The organism is endosymbiont GvMRE of Glomus versiforme (genome assembly GCF_003546845.1).
Window position 1 is genome coordinate 125651 of the sequence record NZ_NWVA01000001.1, and the last position, 22554, is coordinate 148204.

Annotated in this window: 26 protein-coding genes; 5 read left to right on the top strand and 21 right to left on the bottom strand. The window is 35.4% G+C overall.

Annotated features, from left to right (window positions below; translation table 4 throughout):
• The first annotated feature begins 88 nt into the window (after positions 1 to 88).
• Together GvMRE_RS00650 and GvMRE_RS00655 are read left to right on the top strand one after the other, a co-directional pair.
• Positions 89 to 532: a hypothetical protein gene (locus tag GvMRE_RS00650; protein WP_147409380.1), complete on the top strand. Its 444-nt coding sequence runs from the start codon at positions 89 to 91 to the stop codon at positions 530 to 532.
• Positions 525 to 1628 (top strand): hypothetical protein, encoded by a 1104-nt coding sequence (locus tag GvMRE_RS00655; RefSeq protein ID WP_147409381.1) that lies wholly within the window; start codon positions 525 to 527, stop codon positions 1626 to 1628. The genes GvMRE_RS00650 and GvMRE_RS00655 overlap by 8 nt, the downstream gene beginning before the upstream one ends.
• A gap of 92 nt (positions 1629 to 1720) precedes the next feature.
• On the opposite strand, the gene GvMRE_RS00660 is transcribed toward GvMRE_RS00655, so the two are convergent.
• From GvMRE_RS00660 to GvMRE_RS00725, 14 genes are all read right to left on the bottom strand, one after another.
• On the bottom strand, positions 1721 to 2776 hold the full coding sequence (locus GvMRE_RS00660) for a serine/threonine kinase (RefSeq protein ID WP_147409382.1): 1056 nt from the start codon (positions 2774 to 2776) through the stop codon (positions 1721 to 1723).
• The gene (locus GvMRE_RS00665) at positions 2776 to 3357 is read right to left on the bottom strand and encodes a hypothetical protein (protein ID WP_147409383.1); all 582 of its coding nucleotides are present in this window, start codon (positions 3355 to 3357) and stop codon (positions 2776 to 2778) included. The genes GvMRE_RS00660 and GvMRE_RS00665 overlap by 1 nt, the downstream gene beginning before the upstream one ends.
• Positions 3358 to 3373: 16 nt before the next feature.
• Positions 3374 to 6580: a hypothetical protein gene (locus GvMRE_RS00670; protein WP_147409384.1), complete on the bottom strand. Its 3207-nt coding sequence runs from the start codon at positions 6578 to 6580 to the stop codon at positions 3374 to 3376.
• Positions 6573 to 8660: an AAA family ATPase gene (locus GvMRE_RS00675; protein ID WP_147409204.1), complete on the bottom strand. Its 2088-nt coding sequence runs from the start codon at positions 8658 to 8660 to the stop codon at positions 6573 to 6575. Before GvMRE_RS00675 ends, GvMRE_RS00670 begins: the two co-directional genes overlap by 8 nt.
• On the bottom strand, positions 8660 to 9532 hold the full coding sequence (locus GvMRE_RS00680) for a hypothetical protein (protein ID WP_147409203.1): 873 nt from the start codon (positions 9530 to 9532) through the stop codon (positions 8660 to 8662). Before GvMRE_RS00680 ends, GvMRE_RS00675 begins: the two co-directional genes overlap by 1 nt.
• Positions 9525 to 9719 (bottom strand): hypothetical protein, encoded by a 195-nt coding sequence (locus GvMRE_RS00685; RefSeq protein WP_147409201.1) that lies wholly within the window; start codon positions 9717 to 9719, stop codon positions 9525 to 9527. Before GvMRE_RS00685 ends, GvMRE_RS00680 begins: the two co-directional genes overlap by 8 nt.
• On the bottom strand, positions 9719 to 10735 hold the full coding sequence (locus GvMRE_RS00690) for a hypothetical protein (RefSeq protein ID WP_147409385.1): 1017 nt from the start codon (positions 10733 to 10735) through the stop codon (positions 9719 to 9721). The genes GvMRE_RS00685 and GvMRE_RS00690 overlap by 1 nt, the downstream gene beginning before the upstream one ends.
• Positions 10728 to 11279, bottom strand: a complete 552-nt coding sequence (locus GvMRE_RS00695; protein WP_147409386.1) for a hypothetical protein — start codon at positions 11277 to 11279, stop codon at positions 10728 to 10730. The genes GvMRE_RS00690 and GvMRE_RS00695 overlap by 8 nt, the downstream gene beginning before the upstream one ends.
• A 1-nt stretch (position 11280) precedes the next feature.
• Positions 11281 to 11547, bottom strand: coding sequence for a hypothetical protein (locus GvMRE_RS00700; protein ID WP_147409387.1), 267 nt, complete (start codon positions 11545 to 11547; stop codon positions 11281 to 11283).
• Positions 11540 to 12415, bottom strand: coding sequence for a coiled-coil domain-containing protein (locus tag GvMRE_RS00705; protein WP_147409366.1), 876 nt, complete (start codon positions 12413 to 12415; stop codon positions 11540 to 11542). The genes GvMRE_RS00700 and GvMRE_RS00705 overlap by 8 nt, the downstream gene beginning before the upstream one ends.
• Before the next feature lie 66 nt (positions 12416 to 12481).
• Positions 12482 to 12745 carry a hypothetical protein gene (locus GvMRE_RS00710; protein ID WP_147409193.1) on the bottom strand — a complete coding sequence of 88 codons (264 nt, stop codon included), beginning with the start codon at positions 12743 to 12745 and terminating at the stop codon, positions 12482 to 12484.
• 11 nt (positions 12746 to 12756) lie between these two features.
• Positions 12757 to 13671: a phage major capsid protein gene (locus GvMRE_RS00715; RefSeq protein WP_147409191.1), complete on the bottom strand. Its 915-nt coding sequence runs from the start codon at positions 13669 to 13671 to the stop codon at positions 12757 to 12759.
• Entirely contained in the window at positions 13671 to 13988 is a 318-nt protein-coding gene (locus GvMRE_RS00720) for a hypothetical protein (RefSeq protein WP_147409388.1), read from the bottom strand. Before GvMRE_RS00720 ends, GvMRE_RS00715 begins: the two co-directional genes overlap by 1 nt.
• A gap of 371 nt (positions 13989 to 14359) precedes the next feature.
• Positions 14360 to 15184, bottom strand: coding sequence for an alanine--tRNA ligase-related protein (locus GvMRE_RS00725; protein ID WP_147409389.1), 825 nt, complete (start codon positions 15182 to 15184; stop codon positions 14360 to 14362).
• On the opposite strand from GvMRE_RS00725, the gene GvMRE_RS00730 reads away from it, so the two are divergent.
• The 3 genes from GvMRE_RS00730 to GvMRE_RS00745 all read left to right on the top strand — a co-directional run bounded on the left by GvMRE_RS00730 (position 15185) and on the right by GvMRE_RS00745 (position 18359).
• A complete protein-coding gene (locus GvMRE_RS00730) occupies positions 15185 to 15379 on the top strand; it encodes a hypothetical protein (RefSeq protein WP_147409390.1) in 195 nt (64 codons plus the stop codon). It abuts the gene before it with no gap.
• An 11-nt stretch (positions 15380 to 15390) separates the two neighbouring features.
• Complete coding sequence (locus GvMRE_RS00735; protein ID WP_147409391.1) at positions 15391 to 17265, top strand: AAA family ATPase; 1875 nt, start codon at positions 15391 to 15393, stop codon at positions 17263 to 17265.
• A gap of 200 nt (positions 17266 to 17465) precedes the next feature.
• Complete coding sequence (locus tag GvMRE_RS00745; protein WP_216361595.1) at positions 17466 to 18359, top strand: deoxyribonuclease IV; 894 nt, start codon at positions 17466 to 17468, stop codon at positions 18357 to 18359.
• Between the two features lie 74 nt (positions 18360 to 18433).
• On the opposite strand, the gene rpmC is transcribed toward GvMRE_RS00745, so the two are convergent.
• The 7 genes from rpmC to GvMRE_RS00780 are packed head-to-tail and all read right to left on the bottom strand — an operon-like array spanning position 18434 to position 22530.
• The gene (rpmC, locus tag GvMRE_RS00750; protein ID WP_147409392.1) at positions 18434 to 18667 is read right to left on the bottom strand and encodes a 50S ribosomal protein L29; all 234 of its coding nucleotides are present in this window, start codon (positions 18665 to 18667) and stop codon (positions 18434 to 18436) included.
• Positions 18654 to 19100: a 50S ribosomal protein L16 gene (rplP, locus tag GvMRE_RS00755; protein WP_147409907.1), complete on the bottom strand. Its 447-nt coding sequence runs from the start codon at positions 19098 to 19100 to the stop codon at positions 18654 to 18656. Before rplP ends, rpmC begins: the two co-directional genes overlap by 14 nt.
• Positions 19078 to 19731, bottom strand: coding sequence for a 30S ribosomal protein S3 (rpsC, locus tag GvMRE_RS00760; protein WP_172575192.1), 654 nt, complete (start codon positions 19729 to 19731; stop codon positions 19078 to 19080). The genes rplP and rpsC overlap by 23 nt, the downstream gene beginning before the upstream one ends.
• On the bottom strand, positions 19731 to 20099 hold the full coding sequence (gene rplV, locus GvMRE_RS00765; RefSeq protein ID WP_147409394.1) for a 50S ribosomal protein L22: 369 nt from the start codon (positions 20097 to 20099) through the stop codon (positions 19731 to 19733). The genes rpsC and rplV overlap by 1 nt, the downstream gene beginning before the upstream one ends.
• A 9-nt stretch (positions 20100 to 20108) precedes the next feature.
• Positions 20109 to 20378, bottom strand: coding sequence for a S19 family ribosomal protein (locus GvMRE_RS00770; RefSeq protein ID WP_147409395.1), 270 nt, complete (start codon positions 20376 to 20378; stop codon positions 20109 to 20111).
• A gap of 11 nt (positions 20379 to 20389) precedes the next feature.
• A complete protein-coding gene (gene rplB, locus GvMRE_RS00775; protein WP_172575240.1) occupies positions 20390 to 21253 on the bottom strand; it encodes a 50S ribosomal protein L2 in 864 nt (287 codons plus the stop codon).
• A gap of 26 nt (positions 21254 to 21279) precedes the next feature.
• Positions 21280 to 22530: a hypothetical protein gene (locus GvMRE_RS00780; RefSeq protein WP_147409397.1), complete on the bottom strand. Its 1251-nt coding sequence runs from the start codon at positions 22528 to 22530 to the stop codon at positions 21280 to 21282.
• Positions 22531 to 22554 lie beyond the last annotated feature (24 nt).

Below are 22554 nucleotides of genomic sequence, written 5' to 3' on the forward strand. Positions count from 1 at the left end.
AATCCTGACTTCAGCGTCAGCAAATCCTTCCCCCGCTGGCCTTGTTGGCCCTTATGTATACGGGAAAAATATTTAGGAGGTAAAGAAAATGAATAGAATATTAAGTATTGACCCCTCAGGGACAGGAACCACAGGAATTTATTTTAAGAATGGCAAACAAGAGAAGTTTAATCACTATCAAGGAAAAGAGTGGCAAAAACACTATGATTTTATTGTTTCTTTAGTCAAAACCTATCAGCCCACTGTTTTGCTTTACGAACACACGAATTTTATTAACACCAAAGGCAAGGACATGACCAGTTTATTAAAGTTGCTGGGAACCCTAGAAGTATTGCCGGTGGAGAAGGTGAAGAGTGTGCCAGTTAATCAGGTGAAAGCCTTAAAAACCAAACTACTTAGTGGAACCAAAACCATAGCAGGCTTAGAGTTTAAGAAAGGCCGAGGTAAAGGGTGAAGTTGAAAGAACCAGAGAATTAGTATCCATGAACTAGATGCTTGGTTAGTTTACTGATTAGGGAGGGAATATGAGTAAGTTAATTAACTGGAAAGGAATTTACAAACTCTCTCCACTCTTTCACATCTACTTTACAAGCCGTAAAAGAGGAAAGTCTGACACTAAGGGCTGGTTCTTTTTAGAGGAAATAATCAAACCTAACAACACTTCCCGTTTTGCTTGAATTCGTCGTCGTTGACATGACAGTCTCCTTTCCACCAAACCTTTTTTTGAAGACTTAGTAGCCAAGTTTTGTGAAGAGTATCCTAATCTCAACCGTAATCACTTCGAAATCAAAGAACGAGGACTATTCTACCAAGGAACTAAAAGAATAGATTTTTACGACCTCTTTTCTTACCAAAGAGCCCGAGGAGCCATTGCCCGAACTGTTTACCAAGAAATCGTCTTTGAAGAAGCTATTCCGATTGACCAAGAATTCCTCTATGTCGGGGGTCGAACTGAACAGTGAATGTTTAAGGACTTAATTGATAGTTTGAAGGGCAGGAAGGGCAAGGATGGCAAAGCCTTGCCACTTCAAACTAAAATCACTTTTCTGGCTAATCCTTATTTATTTAGTGCTTGGTTTTTAGATGTTTTTAAGAATATTCATAAGTTACGGAAGTTGGCAGAAGAGAAAAAGAGCAAGAATGATAACTCCGGAGTATTAGAGATTGCCAAAGACGAGCAAGGAGTAGAATGATTGTTATATCTCAACTTAATTGAAGGTGAATATGATGCTCACTCCCGAGCCTTAGAAGAGAAAATCAACCCTAGCACAGTTAATTGAGATGATTTTATGATTGATGAAGACCAAATGAAAAAGTATCGGATAGTTTACTCCATCCAAGACTTCTTTTTTTGTGAATTAGGAGAAAGGAAAGTCCACAAGAAATATGCTTTGCTGCATTTCACCAAAAACACTAAGCAGACTGATAGCACTCTCATTAACTTTTGCTTTGATTGAGAAGAAGTTGCCAAGAGTAAGTTAAAGAATTGTAGGTTAAGGAAAAAAGAAGAGATTGTTAAGAAATGAGTGAAACTGCTTAAAGAAGGAATGTTGAGATTTAGAGATTATCGGGGGAGAGATTGGTTTTTGGGGTTAATTAAGGGAGTTCAGGGGAAGGTGAATAAGTAAAAAACCAAGGGGAATTAAAGAAAGAGATTAGGTTGGTGAGTAATTTATTAGAAGAGGGAAAAAACAAGCAAAAATGTAAAGGGATTGTTAAGTTATTTTTTAGAGGGTCCAGGGGTGCCAAAAGGTTCTTTTTGGAGGATTTGGGCTTGCTGAGAAATTTCGGCTTGTTTTTTGGAAAAATCCAGTTCTAATAATCCGGAGTCTTGGTAAGATTTAGAGTTTTCCTCTGGAGAGGATGATTTACTATCTTCTTTACTGACCTGAAATCCAAATAAACTTTTAATACTGGTATAAAAGGTTTGTGATTTTACTTCATCATTTCCAATTATTTCATGTATCTTTGCCAAGCTTATTCTTTCACTAGGATTATCTTTTCAACATCTTTGAATGATATCATAAATATTTCGGGGAGTATCACTAGGTATGGTTTCTTTTTTGTTGTTGGTAATATTAAAACCTATTAAATAGTCTTCAACATCCTTAAAAGGTTTTGTACATTTAGCAGCAATTTCTCACATAATCATACCTAGAGCATAAACATCTGATTGTTTTGAATATATTTTTTCCCTTAGATTTTCGGGAGCCATTCATCTAAGAGTTCCTTTTACAGCAGAATAATTCGAATACAAAGAATTAATATCTTTAAACTTAGACAATCCAAAATCTGATATTTTTACTTGATAATTACCAGCTAGTAAAATATTCATACTCTTTAAATCTCGATGAATAACATTCTCTTGGTGAATATAAGCTAATCCTTGTGTTATTTGTTTGATGAGATTATTATTAAAATTTCAATCATGGTCTTTGTTCTGATTATCATTAATAAATTTAGTTAGAGTGCCATTTTCAGCATAATCCATAATAATGAGAAGTTCTTGATTATCAGAGTAAACATCATAATATTTAATAACATATTCATTATTTCTTAGACTTTTAAGAATGTCTATTTCTCTTTTGATGTCCTTGAGATCAGATTCAGAAGTATTTTGAGGTGATAAACATAGTTTTTTAACGGCTACATCTAGTGACTTTCATTCTCCATAGTAGACTTTACCAAAGCCACCTTTACCTATAAAGCGTTTTAGGGTAGGTTTTTCTTCTCCTCGTATTCATCTAATAATTCTCTCAGCAAAATCTCCAGACATTATTTATTCTCCTTTCTAGTAAAGTATCACACTAATCCTGTTATGATTGCTACTAACCCAATTCCTCCTAAAATCCACGGGAGATAATTTGGTTTGCTCTCTCTCTCTTTCTTTCTTTCTGTATTTGTGGAGTTTGTGAGTGATTTATTAGATTGAGTTTTGGATTTTGTTTGATTTGAACTTTCGGAAACAGAATGACCCAGGTTTTCCTTCGTTCCTATTTCACAATTACAACTTTTATTTTTTAAGAATTTTGTTTCATCTCCATACTGATTAGATTTGTGGATATAATATAAATTATCTTTGTCACATTCAGAACATTTTTCATAACTATAACCTTGGCTATAGTCTCCTACTGATGAATATTGAGTATTATTCCCATCATTGTTTTTATTAGGACAAAAACTACATTCAACTTCTTTTTCTAAGTCAAGGTTTTCTAGTGCTTTTCTCCTTTTAATTTCTCATTTTTCTAATTTGGCAAGCTTCTCTTTTGCTATCTTTTGGCATCTTTCGCAAGCACTACTTTTGCTACATTTTATTTCTTTACTCATGATAATTATAGTTTTAATTACTGACATATCAGAAATAATTTTTTTAATCAGCATCGTCATCATCTCCTCCTGGATCAACATCACCAGGGTCAATATCATTCGGGTCTGGGTCTTGTCCTGGGTCAGGTTCATTCGGGTCTACTTCTGGTGGGTCAGGTTCGATTGGTGGTGGGTCAACATCTCCTCCAACATCATCATCAGGAACATCTATATCAGCAGGAGGGTCTGGCTCAATTGGTGGTATTTCTGGTTCTCCTCCTGTGGGGTCGAAAGGGTCAACTTCTGGGAAATCATTATCAGGGACAATGTCTCCTTCTCCTGGTTCAGGGACATTTATTTCGGGGTCAGATAGAGGGATTTCTGTCTCTCCACCAGAACCTGCTGGTGGGGTTCAGTCTAAATCATTAAAGTCATCATGACCAGGTATTTCTTGAATAATAAGTTTGGTGTTCTTTCCTCCTTTGGTAATTCACCTAATTGTGTCACCTGTGGGGATGAAACCATAAGCTTCTGTGAAGGGTTTGTTGTCTTTACCTCGGATATATTGCCCAGTGAATTCTCAGACATCACCAGTAGAACCAGGACACCAACCAGCTGAATTAGTAGTAGAAGCATGGGTAGTTGTCAGTCATTCAAAATAAGGGTCTCATGGTATTCCTTTGATTATGTTATCTAAATTGTCTCCATGAAAATCTAAGTCATTGGCAAAACCATAACCAGGAATATCTCGGTTAATTTGCTCAGGAGCAGTTTCACCTTTTTTGCCTGATGCTCCACAGCCAATACAGGAATAAACATCTATAAATTCTTTGACGGGTTTGTCGAAGTGTAAATCAAATCCTCCTCGGCTATGTCCGTCAGTTAAATCATTATCGGTAAATGAAGTAGGGAACTTGACACACCAATGGTCTTTGGTTCCGTCCTCATAGGTAATGAAAAAGTGGGCTCTTTGGTGGTAGTTGGAGCCTTTGGTTCGGTTGATTTCATTGGTTCAGGGTTCATCTCCTTCGGTGATGGCTTGGGCTGTGTATCCATGACTAGAACCAGCACTAGAATATTGTGTTTGGTTTATTGTTTGTTGAACTCCCAAATCAGGATTAACAAAATGCTTTTTCTTGTCTTCATAAAAAGTCACACCTACGGCAAAGCATCCTGCCATTCTTCCGTCAGGGTCATAATCTAAATATAATTCTCTGCTTTGGTAAAATCCTGGTTTGAGAATATTCCCTAGTCTTTCAAAAGTTATATCTAGCGGATGAGTGATTGGATTAGCATTGTTATTATGAATTAAGTTGTTGAGTAAATTGTCGCTATGATATATTCGGCAAGTAAAAGGTTTTTGTTCGGTTCTCAATCAAAAATCAAACAAATTATAAGGAAACTTAACTGTATTAGCATAAAAAACAGAAGGTTCAATTGGATTATCACCAGTATGTTGTAGAGTAGACATAAACATTCTTGCTGTTTGTTGTTCTTGTATCCTTTGGCTCCTTTCTCGTTCCATAAAACTGCCACCTTTATCTTTACCAACTAAATTGCCTGCTATTTCACTTTGAGCTTTTTCAACTCCACTTAAATTAACTCCAAAGAAACTTGCTGCTGCTTGGGTTGCTCCTTTTATGGTTTGGCTTACTCCGTCAATCATTACTTTTATTAGGGACATATTAACTATTCCTTGTCTAACTTCTATTTTTCATTTAAAAATAACATGCTCACTACGAAGTGAAACAAAAGTGCCAGAGGGACTAGTTTTTATTTTTCAATCAAATTCTATTTCCTTGTTGTTATTAATCCTCAAATAAGGCAAATTTGCCGTAAACAAAGAATTATTAAGAAAATAGAATTGAAAAGTAGAGTGAGTTGGCAAATGAGGATGCCTATAAATTACTTCTGGAATTGGAACAGTTAATTTCTTTTGTCTAACATATAAGAGTTCATTTTGACTATAATCACTAGGAGCAATAAAAGTCTGATATTCTTTATCGACGATATTAAACATTTCATGAATACTATTTATTTTTTGAACTTCATAGATGCCAGGAATTTGAATATCTTTGGTTCAATCCATATCATTCAGAGCAAGTCCAGCACCTCCGCCTATAAGTTGCTTAATTTTGAACAAAGCAAAATTAATGTTTTCAGGTCAAGGAATATCGGCAATTTTTTTATTCCCCAAATCCCCACAAAAACTATAATGTAAATAAGGCAACTGATTATTTTCAGGTAAGTTTCTGCCATGATAAATAGGATGATTCCCACTAACTAAACTACCCATAGCATTTACAATTCATGGCAAATCTTTCCAAACTCAATCTTCTCTCAAATAAACACTAACATAAAGGTTTCTCGGGTTCAAATAATTAAATCCGTCCACAACATAAACTTTCACACTTTTCTGATGAAACCAAACACAAAATAAGTAAGGATTATTAAGACTAAAACCTTTTCTATTCTGACAAACTATCTCCAAGCCTTCATGAGTGTCTTTTTTAATAAATCCTAACTGTAAGAAAGGTAAGCCATCACTAATACTCTCGGAGCCCAAGTCAAATAATCTGTCTCGGGCTTGTTCCATGTTTTTTAAAGATTGTTTTCATTCACTGGTTCCTAACTTTCCTGCTTCTCAATCTTTGAGGAAATTCTTTAAGGCTAATCAGATGCCTCGGGCAATATCAGTGCCTTTTTGTTCGATTAGATTGAGCCACTTTCGATAAAACACCCAAGAGATATTAAGGTTAGTTCTCCCCTCTTTTAGTTTTTCAATATCACTTTCAATTAATTCTTGTAGTTTAGTTTCTTCAAAGAATTCTACATTATTAAATCCTTCTCAAACTTTCTTGGCTTCGGATTTGCCGAGATATTCTCTTTCAAAAATAAGTAAATCTAGGAAAAGACTGCTACTTTCTCCAATGATTTTGTTGTTGAGTAGTCTTTTACATCGGAATAAAAGAGTTTTGTCTCCTTCGTTGCTTTCTAACACGGGATAAATATTCTCCTTAAAATAACCAGCAAAAGAGTTGATTAAGTTTTCTAACTTTCCATTCAACTCTTGGCAATACTGGGTGAATTTAGTTTTGATTTCTTGGTAAGGTTTGGGTAAGGGTAGTAGTCGGTATTCTTTATTCCACATATTAGGATACTGGTCTTTCATTCGTGAGAAATCAACAAATAAGAATAAACTGTCCCATAATTCCTTTCGGGTATTAATATCTATCTCTTGAATTTGATTGGATTGCTCGATACTAACCATGATATTCTCCTCCCATATTCTCGGCTCAACCCGGAGCCAAGTTTAAGTTTTTTACAAAACACATACAATTAACTTTGTGATTATTCCTAATATCTTTGGCATAAGGACAATTCTCATCCTTTCCTTCCCTTTGTAAAAAGTCTCAATCATAGTTTATGGGGTCCTCGGTTAGAGGGCTTTCAGGCTCCAAGAAATCACTAATCAGAGTAGGGATTAGTTTCAGTAAAATATTATTCTTGGCTCCTCGGATAGAGAAAGTTCAAGTGAGAGTTTTCTTTAAGAGTTCTTCTTGGTTGAAAAGGTGATAAATCTCTTGTCAATTCTTGCCGTAAATTCTTTGGAAAGCATTGTTGAGTTTCTTTAATTCAGACTGTAAAACCACTCTCACCACCTCTAATCTTTCCAAATAACCAAGAGGCAAGACTTCCACTCTGATAGCAAATCTATCAGCTACAAAAGAAGGAACATCTTCCGGACGGTTCACGGTGCTAATGAAAATACACTCATTAGTCGGAGTAGGGAAATCTAAAAAAGTGTCTCGGTAGTTTTTGTTTCCAGTAATATCCGTGGGAATACCTGCTGCTTCTTTACATTCTCGGGCTGCTTTTTCAATCTCGTCAAAAACAATCACACAAGCTCGGTCTTCATAACGGCTGATGGCTTTCAATACTTCTCCGGGTTCGGCTCCAGGGTTTTCAATGTTAGTTCCCGTAATTAAAGAAGCATTTAATTTGCCGTTCATTCCGATTATATGTAATCCTCTGCCTAATGCTCGGGCTATGGCTTGGCTGATATAAGTTTTTCCTAGTCCTGGTTCTCCTAAAAGCATAATCATTAACTGGGCTGGAGGTGGGGTGTTATTTCTTTTGGCAAAGTGATAACTACGAAGGTATTTTTCCACTATTTGGATGATATTTTGATAGCCGATTACTTTCTGGTAGCCTTCCTCTTCTCCTCTAATTCTGGTGCGGAAGACTTCGACAGTGGGGAGTTCTATGTATTCGGGTTCATAGGCTTTGAGACAACCTTCGAGGTTTTTTAGCCTTAAAGCAATTCTGGGCTTACGGTTGGAGGTGTCAGGGAGTTTTTTTCACTCTTTTTCGGTTTTGGTGTGGAGGATTTTTAATCTTTCTAGGTAGGGAATAGTTTCATCTCACTCATTTCCTTCGGGAGGTTTAGTGGTTCCGGTTTCTTCGGTCATTTCTTCTTCATATTGAGCTTCTGTGATGTATTTTCTCCTGCCTGTGACTGGGTCGATTACGGGAACTACGGAGACCCCGAACATTTTAATAAAAAGCCGGTTAAATCTTGGGTAATACTTGCTAAAATCCAGGATAGTTAAGGCAAAATTGTTTAATAGTCGGCTCAGGCTGTTTAGTTCGTAAACATCTTGCTTTACTGTGGAGACATTCTCATCTTTTTTGCTTCGGTGGTGTTCTTTATTGACATGGTTGATTTTATCAGTAGTGTTTTTTCGGTTAGAGTTTCGATTACCTTGTCCTTGCTCTTGGGTTTGAGTGGATAGTTGTTGTTGTCGGCTAAATCCTCCGTAAGTTCCTGAGGATAAATCTACGTTACTAAAAGTAGGAGTGTTCTTTTGATTACTCTGTTTTTGATCACTTCAATTTTGGTTTTCATTTCCTTGGGTGGTAGTTCTTCCCCCTTGGGTTTGGGTTTTATCGTAGTTTTGGGAAGTTCGAGTGTCCGTGGTTAGTTTCAAAGGTTTTAGTCATTGCTTAATGTTCCTAAAAACATCTTGCCATAATCATTCTGTCCTTCTGATTTCAGCAATCACAAAAGTAAGTTCAGCTGTGAATTGGGCCATAAAGTCATCCTCGTAGGGTTCGAAAGTTCGATATTGGTATTTCAGAAAATAATGCTTGGCAATAAAAACAGCATTCATGCCATAACCACTCATGAGGGTTTTTCGGGTTTCTTCAGCTGTGAGAGTGGCAGGCACTAAATCATAGACTACGGATTCTAGTCTTGGTTTCATTTCGGTTTTGGCTCAGAATTCTGGAAAGCCATTGGGGAATAATCTTGCTAGGGATTGTTTAGGGACTGTTCTTGGTTCAGTCATTATTCACTCCTCCTTTTTAGGTCAAATTCTTTTTCCAGGATTTCACTAGCTGAGGAATATGGGTATTTTTGCCAAAGTTCGTCAGTGATTAAGTCGGCTTCATTAAATTCTTTGACATTGGGACGACAAGTAGAGCAGATTAAGTATTCTTGGAGGGTTTGGTCTAGTTTCATTTTAGTAGGGACTTGGTGGTGGTTTTTTTGGCAGGTGTGGCAGGTGAATTGGATGGGTTGTTCTTGGATTTGTTTTTCGGCTGCTTTTCTGGCTTTTACAGAGCAGGAACGACAGAAAGAATGATTGGCAAATTGTCGGCTTAATTCTTGGTGAGATTTGGTTTGATTACAGTCGGAGCAGGTGAAGATGGTTTGTTCTGGTTTTTGGACGGGTTTTACTGGCTTTTCTTGGCTGGCTGTGGTTTTACTTAACTTCTCCTCTAATTCTCTTATTCTTTGATTTGCTTCCACCAAAGCTTTTTCGGCTTCTTGGCTGAGGGTTTGGGACTTTGGTTTTGATTCTAGTTCTTTTATTCTTTCTTCAGCATTGAATAACTCAGCAGAGGTTTTGGAGAGATTTAAAAGGTGATTTTGAGCTGTTTTACTCCAATAACTAACCTGTTGCTGTAAATCTTTCACATTATTGGCTGGTTTGCTAGGTTGAGTTGGTTTTAAGAGGGGGCTGTCGGGAGGGGTTGGATATTGGACAATAGGGGAGGGTGAATTGTTAGTTTTTACTGGTTTCAAAGGTGGTGTTGGTGGGGGAGTTAGTAATTGGTTGTTGGTTTGGCTGTTCTTTTTCTGTTTTTTAAGGTCAGAGGGTTTAATTCCTGGTTTCACATTCTTTAATAATTCTTCTTGTAATTTGGTTTTATTCATGTTTGCCTCCTTTCATTTTCTCAATCTCTAATTTTAATTCTTTAATTTCCCGTTGCTCCCTGCCGTTTTTCTTTTCTAGTTTGGTTACTCTGGCTTCGGCTTTGAGGGTTCGATTAGTAAGCATAGCCACCACAAAAACGAGAGCTATCACCAAAGCTAGGGCAATGTGGCAACAACCGATATTCATTATTTACCTCCTCCTTTTTCTTTTTCCAACTGGGCTAGTTTTTGTTCTAGTTCTTGGGCTGGGTCAGGTTCTTTTTGGTTCTCTTGGATTTCCTTAACTTGCTCTATTTCAGCTTCTTGTCTTTCCTGTCAGGCTCCGTAAGTTAGCTTGTGTTCTCCGGAACAGAATTGTTTGTCTTTGGCTTCTTTAATACTCTTCATTCTTTCTCTTCACTTATCCCTCTCCAAAGCTACGAATTGGGCTTCATTGAGTTCTATTTCAGGATTGTTTTGTCGGTCTTCTTTTTTGGAGGTGAGATGACGGATACCGAATACTCTCCTTAATTCTGAAAAGTCTTTTAAATAATCCTCGTGGAGTTGTTTTCTTTCTTCAGTGCCTTTGGTAGGGGAGTAGATTTCCATTTTCTTGATTTCATTGGTGGTGGAAGGGTCAGCAATATAGAAAAGATAATCCTTTTCAGCAGCATCTATTTCTTGGGCTTGAGTTTCTTTGGAAGGGTCATTTTCCACATGGAGAAAGACTTTCTTTTTAGACTTATCTCGGTCTCACTTAATTTTCTCTTTAATATCCCAAAGGTCTTCAAGGTAGATTTCTTCGGCTCCTTCAAGGTTGGGTCGGTGGGTGGGATTATTGAAAAAGCAGACTACTTCGGAGGGGTCAATGAAGGATAATTGGCTTTTTTCTTCGGGGGTTAAGTTTTTGGTTAATTCTTCCTGTTCGGCTTTGGTTCTCACTAAGGCTTCTTTGCCGTCACGGTATTTGATGGTTAAGTTGATGGGTTCTTCTAAGCCGTTTAGTTCATAAGATTGGATGCTGACAGTTAAGAATTTATCCTTAGTTACTTTTACTAAGGCTCCGTAGCCTTTTTTACTGTTTTTTCTTTCTAGATTTCCCCAGTTGAGAACTAAGGGACAGTTAGGATTGGAGCATTCTAAGTGAGAAATTCCGATATGGCAATTATGGAGAAACTCCAACATATTGGCTTTTCAAAGGTCTTTTTGGGTGGGTTTATTCATATAGTGCCTCCTTAATTAATTTGATTTCTTTTTGGAGTAGGGATTTTTCCTTGGTGAGATGATTTTGGTGTTTAGTTTTAGCTTGGGTGAGTTGCTTAATTAGGTCTTGCTTATCGGCTTCCAGGGCTAGAATTCTTTGGGCTTGGTTTTCTTTGGTTTGGCTCAGGTTTTTTTTATCTTTGGTAAGGTCTTGGTTTTCTTGGGTGAGTTCAGTTTTTTCTTTATTTCACTTTTCTTGGAGTTCTTTTAAAAGTTGTTTTGCTTCTTTTTGGTTGGTGAGTTTTTTGTTGGCAATTTGGATGAGGGCTTGTTTTTCTCTTTCTAGGGCTTCTTTACGGGAGTTGGCTAGGAGAGTGAGGGCTTTGGTTTGCTTCTGTAAATCAACAACTTTCTTTTGCTCGGTAGTGAATTGGATTTCTAGTTGGTCAAAATCTGTTTTCAAACAATAACTACATATTCATTCAATTTCTTCATAAGGTACACCAAATTTTTTAGGCACATGCTCGACACGAGAACGACAACATGTTTTACAATCTAAAATCATATTAGGGTCACCTCCTTGCTGCTCTCTCTCTCTCTCTCTCTCTCTGGTCTACTTCAGATACTCATTTTAAGAGTGTTTCATAGCGTGATGGTAATATATAAAAACCACCATTATTAGCAGCATATTCCTCGGTAGCTTTTCCTTGGCAAGCTACTTCTCAAAGAGACGGTTTTTTAAAATTGCTTATGTAGACATGCATGGCTGATGTTCCTCATTTTTTATTATCAGTTAATCACTTTTCAAATTCTTCTAGGCTGTATTTAGTCATTTTCTACCTCCTGTAATCTTGCTTCTCGGGCTGTGAGTAATTCTTCCAACACAGTTTTTTGTTTGGTTAATTTAGTGTCTTGGGTGTTTATTTTCTCTAACTGTTCCCGGATAGTTTTGGTTTGGGTGGTGATGGTAGTGTTTAGTTGGGTGTTTTGGCCTTGGAGAGTAAGTTTTTCCTGATTAAGAGTGTTGATTTGGGTTTGTTTTTGGGAGAGTAATTTTTCCTTTTCTTGATTTTTAGTTTTTCATCCTTGTAATCTTTCTTCTTGGAATTGGTTTTCTCGGTCTTTTTGTTGAATGATTTTATTGAGTTCTTTTTCTCGGGTTTGGTTTTGGGTGAGTTGTTTATTTAGGTTGGTTAGTTCTTGGGCTTTGGTTTGGATTTCCTTGTTGGAATTCTCTAATTGGGTGGTGAGGTCTTTATTCTCATTTTTTCAGCTCAGATTTTCTTGTTTTCGGGTTTGCTGTTCTTTCTCTAACTGCTGCTGTAATTCTCCTTTATCTTTTCAGTGTTGGTTGTTGGCTTGCTGTTCTTTGGTGAATAATTCTTGATAGTGGTTTAATTGGGTAGTGAGTTCTTTTTCTTGGTTGGTTCATTCTTGTTTTTCATTAGTTCACTTTTCGGTGAGCTCTTTTAGGAGTTCTTGGGCTTGCTTTTGGTTGGTGATTTTCTTTTGGGCTAGGGTGATTAGAGCTTTCTTTTCTTGTTCTAACTGTTCTTTTCTTTGGGTGGCTAGGAGAGTGAGGGCTTTGATTTGCTTTGCTTGGTTTTTATTTTCTTTAGATAGTTTTTCACAATAGCAACATCTACGGAGTTTTGGAGAGTGGTGAGGTCATTTTCAAGAATGTTCCTTTCTTGGGTTCATTGATTAGTTTTTTTGGCAATGTCATTGCTTCACATTTGTCGTAATAATCGGGCTTGGTAATTCATCTTATTCTCCTTCTCCTTTCAATTCTATTCCTTTAATTTGGTTGAGGTTTTCTAGGTCAAAAAGTTTTAAAAAGTCGTTTAGTTCTTTGTCTTTATCAATTTGTTTATCTACTCAGCCACCCATTTTGGTGAGAAAGTCCTCGGTGTTTTTAAAAGGTTGACCTCCGAACTTTCATTTTTTAAGAATTTTATTTAAGTCGGTTTGGGTTTGTTGGTTTTTGGTTTGTTCCCGACTTTTGCTGATTTCTCCTCTCAATATTAACATACATATACCTCCTATGCTCTGGCTAGGGCTCAACTGTTGGTGAAAGGTATCATGCCTCCAATCACGGTCATATGATAGCCAAATTTACTGTTGCCTGAACCAAAGACTTGTTCGTGAGTAATTCCATCTTCATTAATTATCCGGTAAACTACACTTTTTTCGTCATGGAGCGTAGCCAAGGCATTATTGGTGAGTTTCTTTACAATTACTTCTTTGAAAAGTTTGTAGGGGTTAAGGTTAGAGTCACGAGCCACATCAGCTAGAAAGTAGATTTCTAAGTCATCAAGGAAATCCGGGTCAATAGTTAAAACTAAATTCTTTCGGCTTTCACTATTAGTAACTACTTTGTTTCAGTCGTGGCTATTTGGTTTTTGATATCCTCTATTATACTTGTCCGAAGGTTCCACCATCCCGTTGGCTGCTGCTTTGATTTTCCTTAAAATGGCTATGGCTTTATCTAGGCTGTCAATTTTGGCTTCCTCGGCAGTGACGGTTTCCCAAGCAGCATTATTGTAATTGTCTTTGGTGCAGATTACTTTAGTTAAAACTCGATTCAAGTCTAACTTGGGCTTAGTAGTCATGCTGTCCGTTAATTGGTCGACCAGAGCTGCCATTTCAGTCGGAGATTGTAAGGCTCGTTTCATGACCTTTTTGTTATAAATGGTGTAGTAAAAGTGGTCGTGAATGATTTTTAATCGACAAGAGAAGACTTCTGGCAAGTTTTCAGCATCACTACTTTTAAGAGTTTTCTTTCATTTTACTCCTTCTAAGGGCTGGTCTCCAATAAATTCCTCTTCGGCTCCGTGGAATTCCGTAGTTCCTTTGTTAAATACGGAGTAGGTGTTATCAGCATAGATTAACTTCAAAGGTTTTTCTTGGACTACTCGTTCTTGAAGGTTTTCCAAGAGGGGATTGAAGTCCACCATTATTTAAGACCTCCTTGGATTTTGGCTGTTTGGAGCCTTTGGAAATGTTCTAAAAACTCATTTTTGTTTTTAGTTTCTTTTTGGTTGAGTTCAATTTTTCTTTGCCGTAAGTTTTCTCTTTTTAAGGCTTCTTTTTCTTCTTCTAGGGTTCTATTTTTCCTTTCCGTTTCGGCTAGGGATTGTTCTATTTTTATATAAGAACCTTGTCATTTTTTGGCTTCGGCTAAGGCATCTTGGATATCTTGTTTTAAACCTAGCACTAATTTTTCGTGTTCTTCACTATTGGCTAGTGGATTTTGTTGATTATTTTCGTTCATATTTCCTTTTTAGAGGAGTAGGGTTTTTTCTCGTGAGATACGGGAAAACACCGTCGAGAGAGGGACGAGAGAGGGAGGTGTGGGTGACGGGGGGATATATGTCTCAGGGGAGGTTTTTTGATAGGTCAGTAAATTTTTTGTGTAAGTTTTTTAGATTTTTTGACTGGATTTTTTATGGAGAGTTTTTGCTGATAGGTTAGTAAAATAATTATATAGATTTAGTGAACAAAAATCATTGGGGTGCTACAATGATTTAGAAAAAAAACTTCTGTTAATTTTTACTAGTGCCAGAATTTTTTTTGGTTAAGAAGAAGATTTTCCCTATTAACTAATGAATATGGTAACATTTATTTCCATTTTAAAATAATAATTTATATACTATTTATACTTTTACTGTGTCTCTCTTCTATTAATTGAATAACTGGTTCTCATAAGTCAATTTCAAAAGTATTTTTCTTACCTTGAACTACCATGGCCATCCTTTCTAGTCCGCCGCCGACATCTACACATTTTTCTTTTAAGGGCAAATTATTATCTCCTTGATGGTAAAATTCCGGAAAGACAATATTACAGATTTCCAAAAACCTTTTATTATCCAAATCAGCAGCGTTTTTTGGTGTATCCTGGTTAGTTTGAAAATCATAATAAATTTCGGTGTTATAGCCCCAAGGGCTGTTATCTCCTCCCATGTCTCAAACATTAGTTTTCTTTGAACCGTAAAGAATGTGTTCACGGAGAATGCCTTTTTGTTCTTTTCAAAATTTATAAGTATTAGCATCTTGGTGGTAAACAGTAATAAATAATCTTTCTGGCGCTAACCCTAACCATTCTGGTGAAGTGAAGAATTCCCAAAAATAAGGAATAGTTTCTTGCTTAAATTTTCCTCCAATGGAAAAAACTCCTAACATTTCAAAAAGTGTTTGGTGGTAAGAATACTGGTTAATATTAGTTAAGTCATCAGTGCGGATTACTCTTTGACAATTAACTAAATTGCGGGAAGGAGCCAAAGAAGGGTTGCTAAAATACTTTTTTAAAGTAGCCACCCCGGAATTAATTCACAAAAGCGAAGGGTCATTTTGAGGAACCAAAGAAACTGGTTCAAGCAAGTGATAACCTTTTTGCTGAAAAAAACTTAGTCATTTTTTTCTAACTTCATCAGTGGAGATAACGCTTTTGCGGGAGATTTTTTTGGTCATATGATATTTTTTAATCAAAAAGTTAAAGAGAATTGCAAACTTTTTAATGGCTTAAAAGATTCGTTTTTAGCAAGAAAAAGGATTTTCCGGTTCAGAAAAAAGCAACCAAAATTAGCAAAGATAAAAAATCATGATCATTTTGCCCTTAAAGGGAAATTAATAAAAAAACCAGAGAGAGAGAGAGAGAGAGAGTAAAATATACTTATATGAACCTAAATGAACAAATCAATAAAATTAAGTTAGCCTTGTTTGGTAATGTCTGAATTGTAAGATTAGTAAAATTATTGCGTTATTTAAGCATTATATTAGTCGGCTGACTGATTAGTAAATCACAATATTTATTTCCTGGAACCTCTACTCCTTGAAGCACTTTTAAGTTGTCGGTTTTAAGATGAGAAGAAAGAAAATTTGAAGAGTTGATGAGCGGTTTTTTTGTCTTTGTTTTTTTTGCTTTTTTAGTATTTGTTTACTTTTTGCTTTCTGGTATGTTAGTTGAATGACTGGTTAGAATTAATCTTTCTCCTCATCAGCAAGTCCAAATTATCGAAAAAAAAACTTATGTCTTGAACGAAAAAACTAATTATTCAGTAAAAAAGATTGATAATTTAGAAAGTAGCGTGTTTTGGGGCGGTTCTCCGCATTATGTTTCTTTAAAAGGAACTTTATTATTAAGTGATGGAAAAAATAAAAAAACTATTAACTTTGTTTGTCGTTCCCATTCTAGTATTATTAATCCTTATTTTTCTCCAAACAATTTGGAAACTTATTTTCCCCAAACTAATATTAAATTCAAACAAAAATCATTTATTACTTGGAAATTAATTGTCTTTATTATTCTTTTCTTAGGAGCAGGGACTTATATACTTAGAAATTACTGAGACATTAAACAAAATCCCGAACAGATGGCAGGTCGAGTAGTAAAAAGCAAACAAGATATTCAAGAAGAACTGGCCAAGCAGCAAAAAGAAAAGACCAATGAAGAACTAAAAATCGCTCGCCGTAAAGAAGCCAAAATTACGGCTCCGGAAGAAATCAAACACGGTTTTGAATACATTGGCGGGCTAGAAAATGCAGTAAGAGAAAGCCGAGCCAATGCCGAAGCAATTAGAGAAAGAAACGCTAATCCTAACAGTTTAGTTGAACCCCAACACATGCTTTTTTATGGTCCACCTGGCACCGGAAAAACTTTTCTGGCTCAATCTATTGCCAAAGCCTCAGATTCCTTTTTCCTCAATCTAAACGGTTCGGATTTTGAGGTTAGTTTAGCCGAAGCCTTTGGTAATACTAGTGGACCAAAAACCAGTGACAGAATGACCAAAATATTTGATATTGCTCTTCAAGAAGCTGGTAATAAAACAATAGTAGCCTTAATTGATGAAATTGACCACATGCAAAGTTTTGAAGGCAGTAGTAAAGAAATAGCGACTTTCTTAGGTATATTGAGTGGAACGACTAGTGAAAAATATAAAAGAATTAAAGTAATTGCTACTACTAACCGTATCTGAAATCTTGATCCTGCTTTATTGCGTTCGGAAAGAATAAGCACAAAGATGTTGATTAATTATCCAACTCCCGACGAACTTAAAAAAATAACTCGGAAAGTTTTAGAGAGATTTTATGAGGAAAATGCGACAAAAGAAGGAGGGGCGAAAGCCTTTGGCAATTTAGGACAAGGGGTTTTTGTCAATAAATTTATTGAACCATTCTATAAAATATTGCTTCGGGAAGACTTTACTTTGACCTATGAACAAATACTTGAAGGTAGAGGTATCGGATTGCCATCCAGCGGAACTATTAAGCCAGAAGACAGAAGAACCCTTTTTACGGGTGCTGATATAAGTCAAATTTTACTTCGCTCACTAGGCATTATGAAAAGAAGAGGCAGCCAAACTTTAACTACTGACCATATTCTCCAAGCTACCAAAGACATATTTAAATTCAATCAATCTGATATTCGTTGGAGAAATATAGTCCAAGGATTTATTTATTTTGAAATTGAAAAAGAGTTAACCGAAGAAGACAGAAGAAAATACCGAGAAAGCATGATGGGTGGTGGTGGACCAGGCGGACCAAAGCAGTAATTAAAAAAATTCTCGCGTAAAATTTATATTAAAAAGTTGGCTTACTACGGAAAATAAAGAAAAAAATTTTGGAGCAGGTGTAGTTAAATGGCAGAATACCGGGCTTCAGTCCTGGGGATGCGGGTTCGACTCCTGTCACCTGTGCCATGTTAAAATTAAAAGATAAAAAACAAGCAGCTTAATAAAGAAGAAATTTCATTTTGAAAGGAAACATAAATATTGTAAAATATAATTTAATAATTGGTCGTCATTGTCGTTTGGAAGCCCCTGATTATCTTTTAGGAGCCGTTAAAGAAGCAATAAGTTATGAGGCTAATGCTTTAATGATTTATTTGGGTGCTCCGCAAAATAGTTTTCGTCAGCCCCTAAATGTTTTAAAAGTTTCTGAATTCAAGCAAATTTTAGAAAAAAATAATATTGATATTAATAATGTTATTGTTCATGGTTCTTATTTAATTAACTTAGCGAATACAATAAAAAAAGAAACCTTTGATTTTTCCGTAAAATTTTTACAAAAAGAAATCCAAAGAATGGAAGAAATTGGTTTAAAAACTTTGGTTTTGCATCCCGGAGGTTGTTTAACAGCCACCAAAGAAGCAGGTTTGAACCAAATAGTTCGAGGGCTAAACTTAGTTTTAACTAAAAATTCAAAAGTTAAAATTGCCTTAGAAACTATGTCTGGTAAGAAGAATGAGTTAGGAACTACTTTCGAACAACTTAAATTCATTATTGATAAGGTTGATTATAAGGAAAAAATTGGTGTTTGTTGAGATACTTGTCATTTATATGATGCTGGTTACGATATTAAAAATAACTTGGAAAAAGTAATTAAAAAATTTAACAAAATAATTGGTTTGGAAAAGTTATGAGTTATTCATGTTAACGATTCTGCTAAACCGAATGAATTAAAGAAAAAGAGAAAAGACAGTCATGAAAATATTGGTTATGGAGAAATTGAACTGCCAGCCTTAAAAAAAATAGTTCACCATCCCCAGTTCGACGGAAAAGTTAAAGTGCTAGAAACACCACGCAAGCGAGTTAAAGAAAATGAAAAGTTTTTAAAAGAGGAAATAAAAATTCTGAAAGAAGATTAATAAAAACAAAAAAAGTCCTTTTATTTAATGCTGCTAGTGAATTGTGAATAGAACAGGAAACTTTCAAGTTTTTTCTACTCTTCAATCTGAATTTCTTTTTCGGGCTCGGCTTGCACCACTATCTTTTGTTGATTTTGTTTGGTTAAAATCCGAGCAATTTCCTTTCTGATTTTTTTAATTTGATGAGTTTTTAGCAACCGACCAGCTTTCTGCTCTAATTTAAGAACAAATAAGGCTTGCTGCAATTCAGTTAAATTCGGTGCTTTTAATTTTTTTTTATCGTTTAATTTTGATTTACTTACTTTCATTTTTGTCAACAATTTTGTAATGATATTTAATATTTTTGTCCTCTTTTTTATTTTTAGGTAATTTGTAAGTAACAGCTTTTAAAGCTTGGTGGGCTACTTCTTTGCTTACTTCTTTCAATTCAAACATAATAGTTCCGTTTTTTGCTACTGCTACTCAATTATCAATAGAGCCTTTTCCGGAACCCATTCTGACTTCCAAAGGCTTTTTAGTGCGGGAGAGATGGGGAAAAATACTAATCCGCATTTTTCCTCCTTTACGAAGAAAACGAACCATTACTTTCCGTGCTGCTTCAATTTGGTTATTCTTGATTCACGCTCCTACTTGGATTTTGAGACCATATTCTCCTCAGGTGAGTTCTTTATTTCCTTTGGCTTTTCCCTCGTAAGAGATTTTGTGAGGAAAGCGAAATTTAGTTTTTTTTGGTGTTAATATCGACATATTTTAATTTTTTCTCCTTTCCTTTATAAATTTTAACAATAATTCCGATTTGACCATATTTAGTATTGGCTTCTGCTTGTCCTTCTTTGATTGAACTATCTAAGGTGTTGGAAGGCATTCTGTCTTTGCTGATTGACTTGCGCTCGGCAATTCTTCCTTTTTCTAAACAGCCTTTGACCCGAATTTTAATGCCTCTTATTTCTCTTTTATTAGTAATTTTTTTGAGGAGATCATGACGAAGTGAATTTCAAGCAATTCGACTTTCCAGTTTGCGAGCTAAATCGTTAGCAATGGCTTGTGCTGAAGAGTTTTCTTCTATTAAGTGTAGTTTAGTAGTAATTTTTTTTTCGTTAACAATATTGACAATTTTAGTTAAAACTTGGTCTGAATTGTCATCATTTTCACCAGTAATTAGGCCAATATTAGGAGAATAAACAAAAACAAATAATTCGGCTTCGGTGCGTTCAATTTTAATTTGGGTAATTTCTGGAAAATGAGAAAAAAGATACTTACGAATTAATCAGTCTTGCTGCAATAAATAGGCTTCTTTTCCCTTAACTGGAAAATAATTGCTTTGTCAAGGTTGATTAAGTCCTAAACGCAAGACATAAGAATTTCGTCGCACTATTTATTTTCCTCCTTTGGACTTAAACACAAAAATAAGTGAGAAGTGGCTTGTCGGAGAGTATTAGCACTTCCCTTGGCACGAATTATTAATTTTTTGCGGATGCTTCCTTGGTCAACTCTGATTTGGCTAATGTAAAAGTTTTTTTTTTCTTTTTCCGGCTTTTTGTCTACCTGCTTAACTGCACCTTGGAGAATTTTATGGAGTATTCGGGCTCCTTTCTGGGGCAAAAAACGCAAAGTATTTAAAGAATAATCAATTTCTTTTCTTCTGACTAAATTGACTACCGGCCGCATTTTTTGAGGAGAAATTGTCAAGGAACGACAACGAATAATTAAATTTGCAGGAGAAGACGAATTTTTCTTCATACTTTATTTTTAGTGAGTTCCTGCCTTTCCGTGTTTGCCAACTTTTCGAGTAGGAGAAAATTCACCCAGGCGATGTCCAATATGCTCGGAAGTAATTTCAAGTTTAATAAATTCTTTGCCATTATAGATACGAAACTTGTGGCCAACCATTTTATCACTAATCACGCTTCCTCTTTTGCGAGTTTCCAAGATAACTACTTTCCCGGCTTGATTAGCTTCTTCGCATTTTTTTTCTAATTTTGGATCAACATTTAGCAGTTTTCAAGAAGAACGTGTCATATATTATTATTTTACTTCTTTGCCTGGTGTCGAGAACGCACAATAAATTTATTGGATAGTTTATTTTTTCGACGGGTTTTTTTGCCCAAAGTCTTTTTGCCTCAGGGACTAAGGGGAGATTTTCGACCAATGGAAGCTTTTCCTTCACCACCACCATGGGGATGGTCAACCGGATTCATAGCCGAACCTCGCACAGTAGGACGAATACCTCGTCAACGGTTTCTGCCAGCTTTTCCTTTTTTCACCAAGTTATTTTCCGTATTACTCATTTTTCCAATAGTTGCCCGACACTCACCAAGAACTTTTCTAACTTCTCCGGAAGGCAATTTAACTTGGATATATCTTTTGTCTTCATCAGAACCACGAACAACCGCGTAGTTTCCGGCACTTCTCGCTAACTGACCACCTTTTTTGGGTTTTAATTCAATGTTATGAATAAAAGTGCCAGCAGGAATATATTTTAAAAGCAAATTATTTCCGGTCTGAATAGGAATATTTTCACTATTACCGCTTAAAATTTTATCACCAATTTTTAATCCTTCGGGAGCAAGAATAAGAGCGTTACTGCCATCACGATAACTAATAAAGCAAAGAAAAGCAGTATGATAAGGACTATATTTAAATCCTTTGATTGTTCCTTCAATTTTATCTTTTGAGTAACGTTTGAAATCAACATTTGGATACTTTCTTTTGTGTCCGCCTCCGCGATGGCGAATAGTAATTGTTCCTTGGTTGTTTCTTCCGGCGTGTGAAGGTAGTTTTTTAAATAAATTACGAGGGTATTTTTTGACTTCTGAATGAAGTTTTTGTCGATAATCAATTAAAACAGTATTTCTTTGGGCGTTATTAGTTGGCTTTAGAGTTTTCATTAGTATAATATAATTTTTATGTTAAGTTTTTTTTATTTTTTGTTATCGTCCTTAGATTTCAATTTACCGAGTAAATAACCAATCACTACGGCACAGGCAATTAAAAGTCCGCTGCCAATAAGTAATATAGTTTTGTGGTTTTCATTTTTGGTAGGAACAGGATTTGTAATTGTTTCTTGCTTGTTAGTTTCTTGATTTTTTTCAACTGATTTCGTAGTTTGCTGACTGAGTTGAGCCTGTTTTTGGGCTTCTAGATTTTGTACTTGGTGTTTTAGTTCTTGAACTTTTTGAGGGTTTACTCCGGTTTTTTCTAATTGGGCGATTTTTTGCTTTAAGGTTTCAATCTCTTGAATAATTTGTTCTAATTTTTTATTTTCATTATTGTCACTATTTACTTCGTTGCTATTGTTGCTGATATTGATATTAATGGTGTTTTGAGGAGAATTATTTTTGTTTTCTTCATTTTCATTCTTATTTTTTTGTTTTTTAAGAAGGGTGCAGGAATGTTTATATTTTTTATCATTACATTTTTCACATCTTCAATTTCCATCACCTTCAATTCTTTCTTTACATATATTACATTCTACATATTTGGTCATTATTAATTCACCTTTGACACCACAGTCGGAACAATTTCCACCATATTTTCTCCCTAGAATGGTAGTAAGTGAATAGTCTCCGTTTGATTCTTGGGCTGATTCTTCTTGTTCTCATGTTTTTTGTCCGTCTCGTTCGGAAAGTGCTTTGTTTAGTTCTTCAACAAATTCTTTTCGGTCTCTTTCTTTTTTATCATCATAAGGAATAAAGTCGGTTCGGTGGTTAATTTTTTCTTTTAGTTCTCTTCTTTCATTATCAAGCATTAAAATTTGTTCTTTGAGTGCTTTTGCTTTTAGTTGCTTATGATAATCATATTTTTTACATTCACATTCTTTTTCAAAAGTAAATATTTCATCCTCTAATTTAAATATTAAATCACCAATTTCAACAACTCTTTTTTCCATTCATTCGTAATCTCGGGAACCATTAGGCGAACCAAAATCAGTTAAAGTATAGTTATTACATTCAGAACATTTATGCTCTCAACTGTTTGGGTTATGTTGCTTTACATGGTCGCAGTTAGAACCTACTTGACTAATATGATAATCAATTTCAGACTGGGTAAGTTTAATTCCTCATTCAATATCTTGGGCGATTTTTTTATTTATACAATCAGGTTTATCGCAAAATTTTCTTCTTTCAATGGCTAATTCCTCTTCTAATTTTGTCCTTCTTTTGACCAGCATTTCAATATTGTAATTATGCTGTTG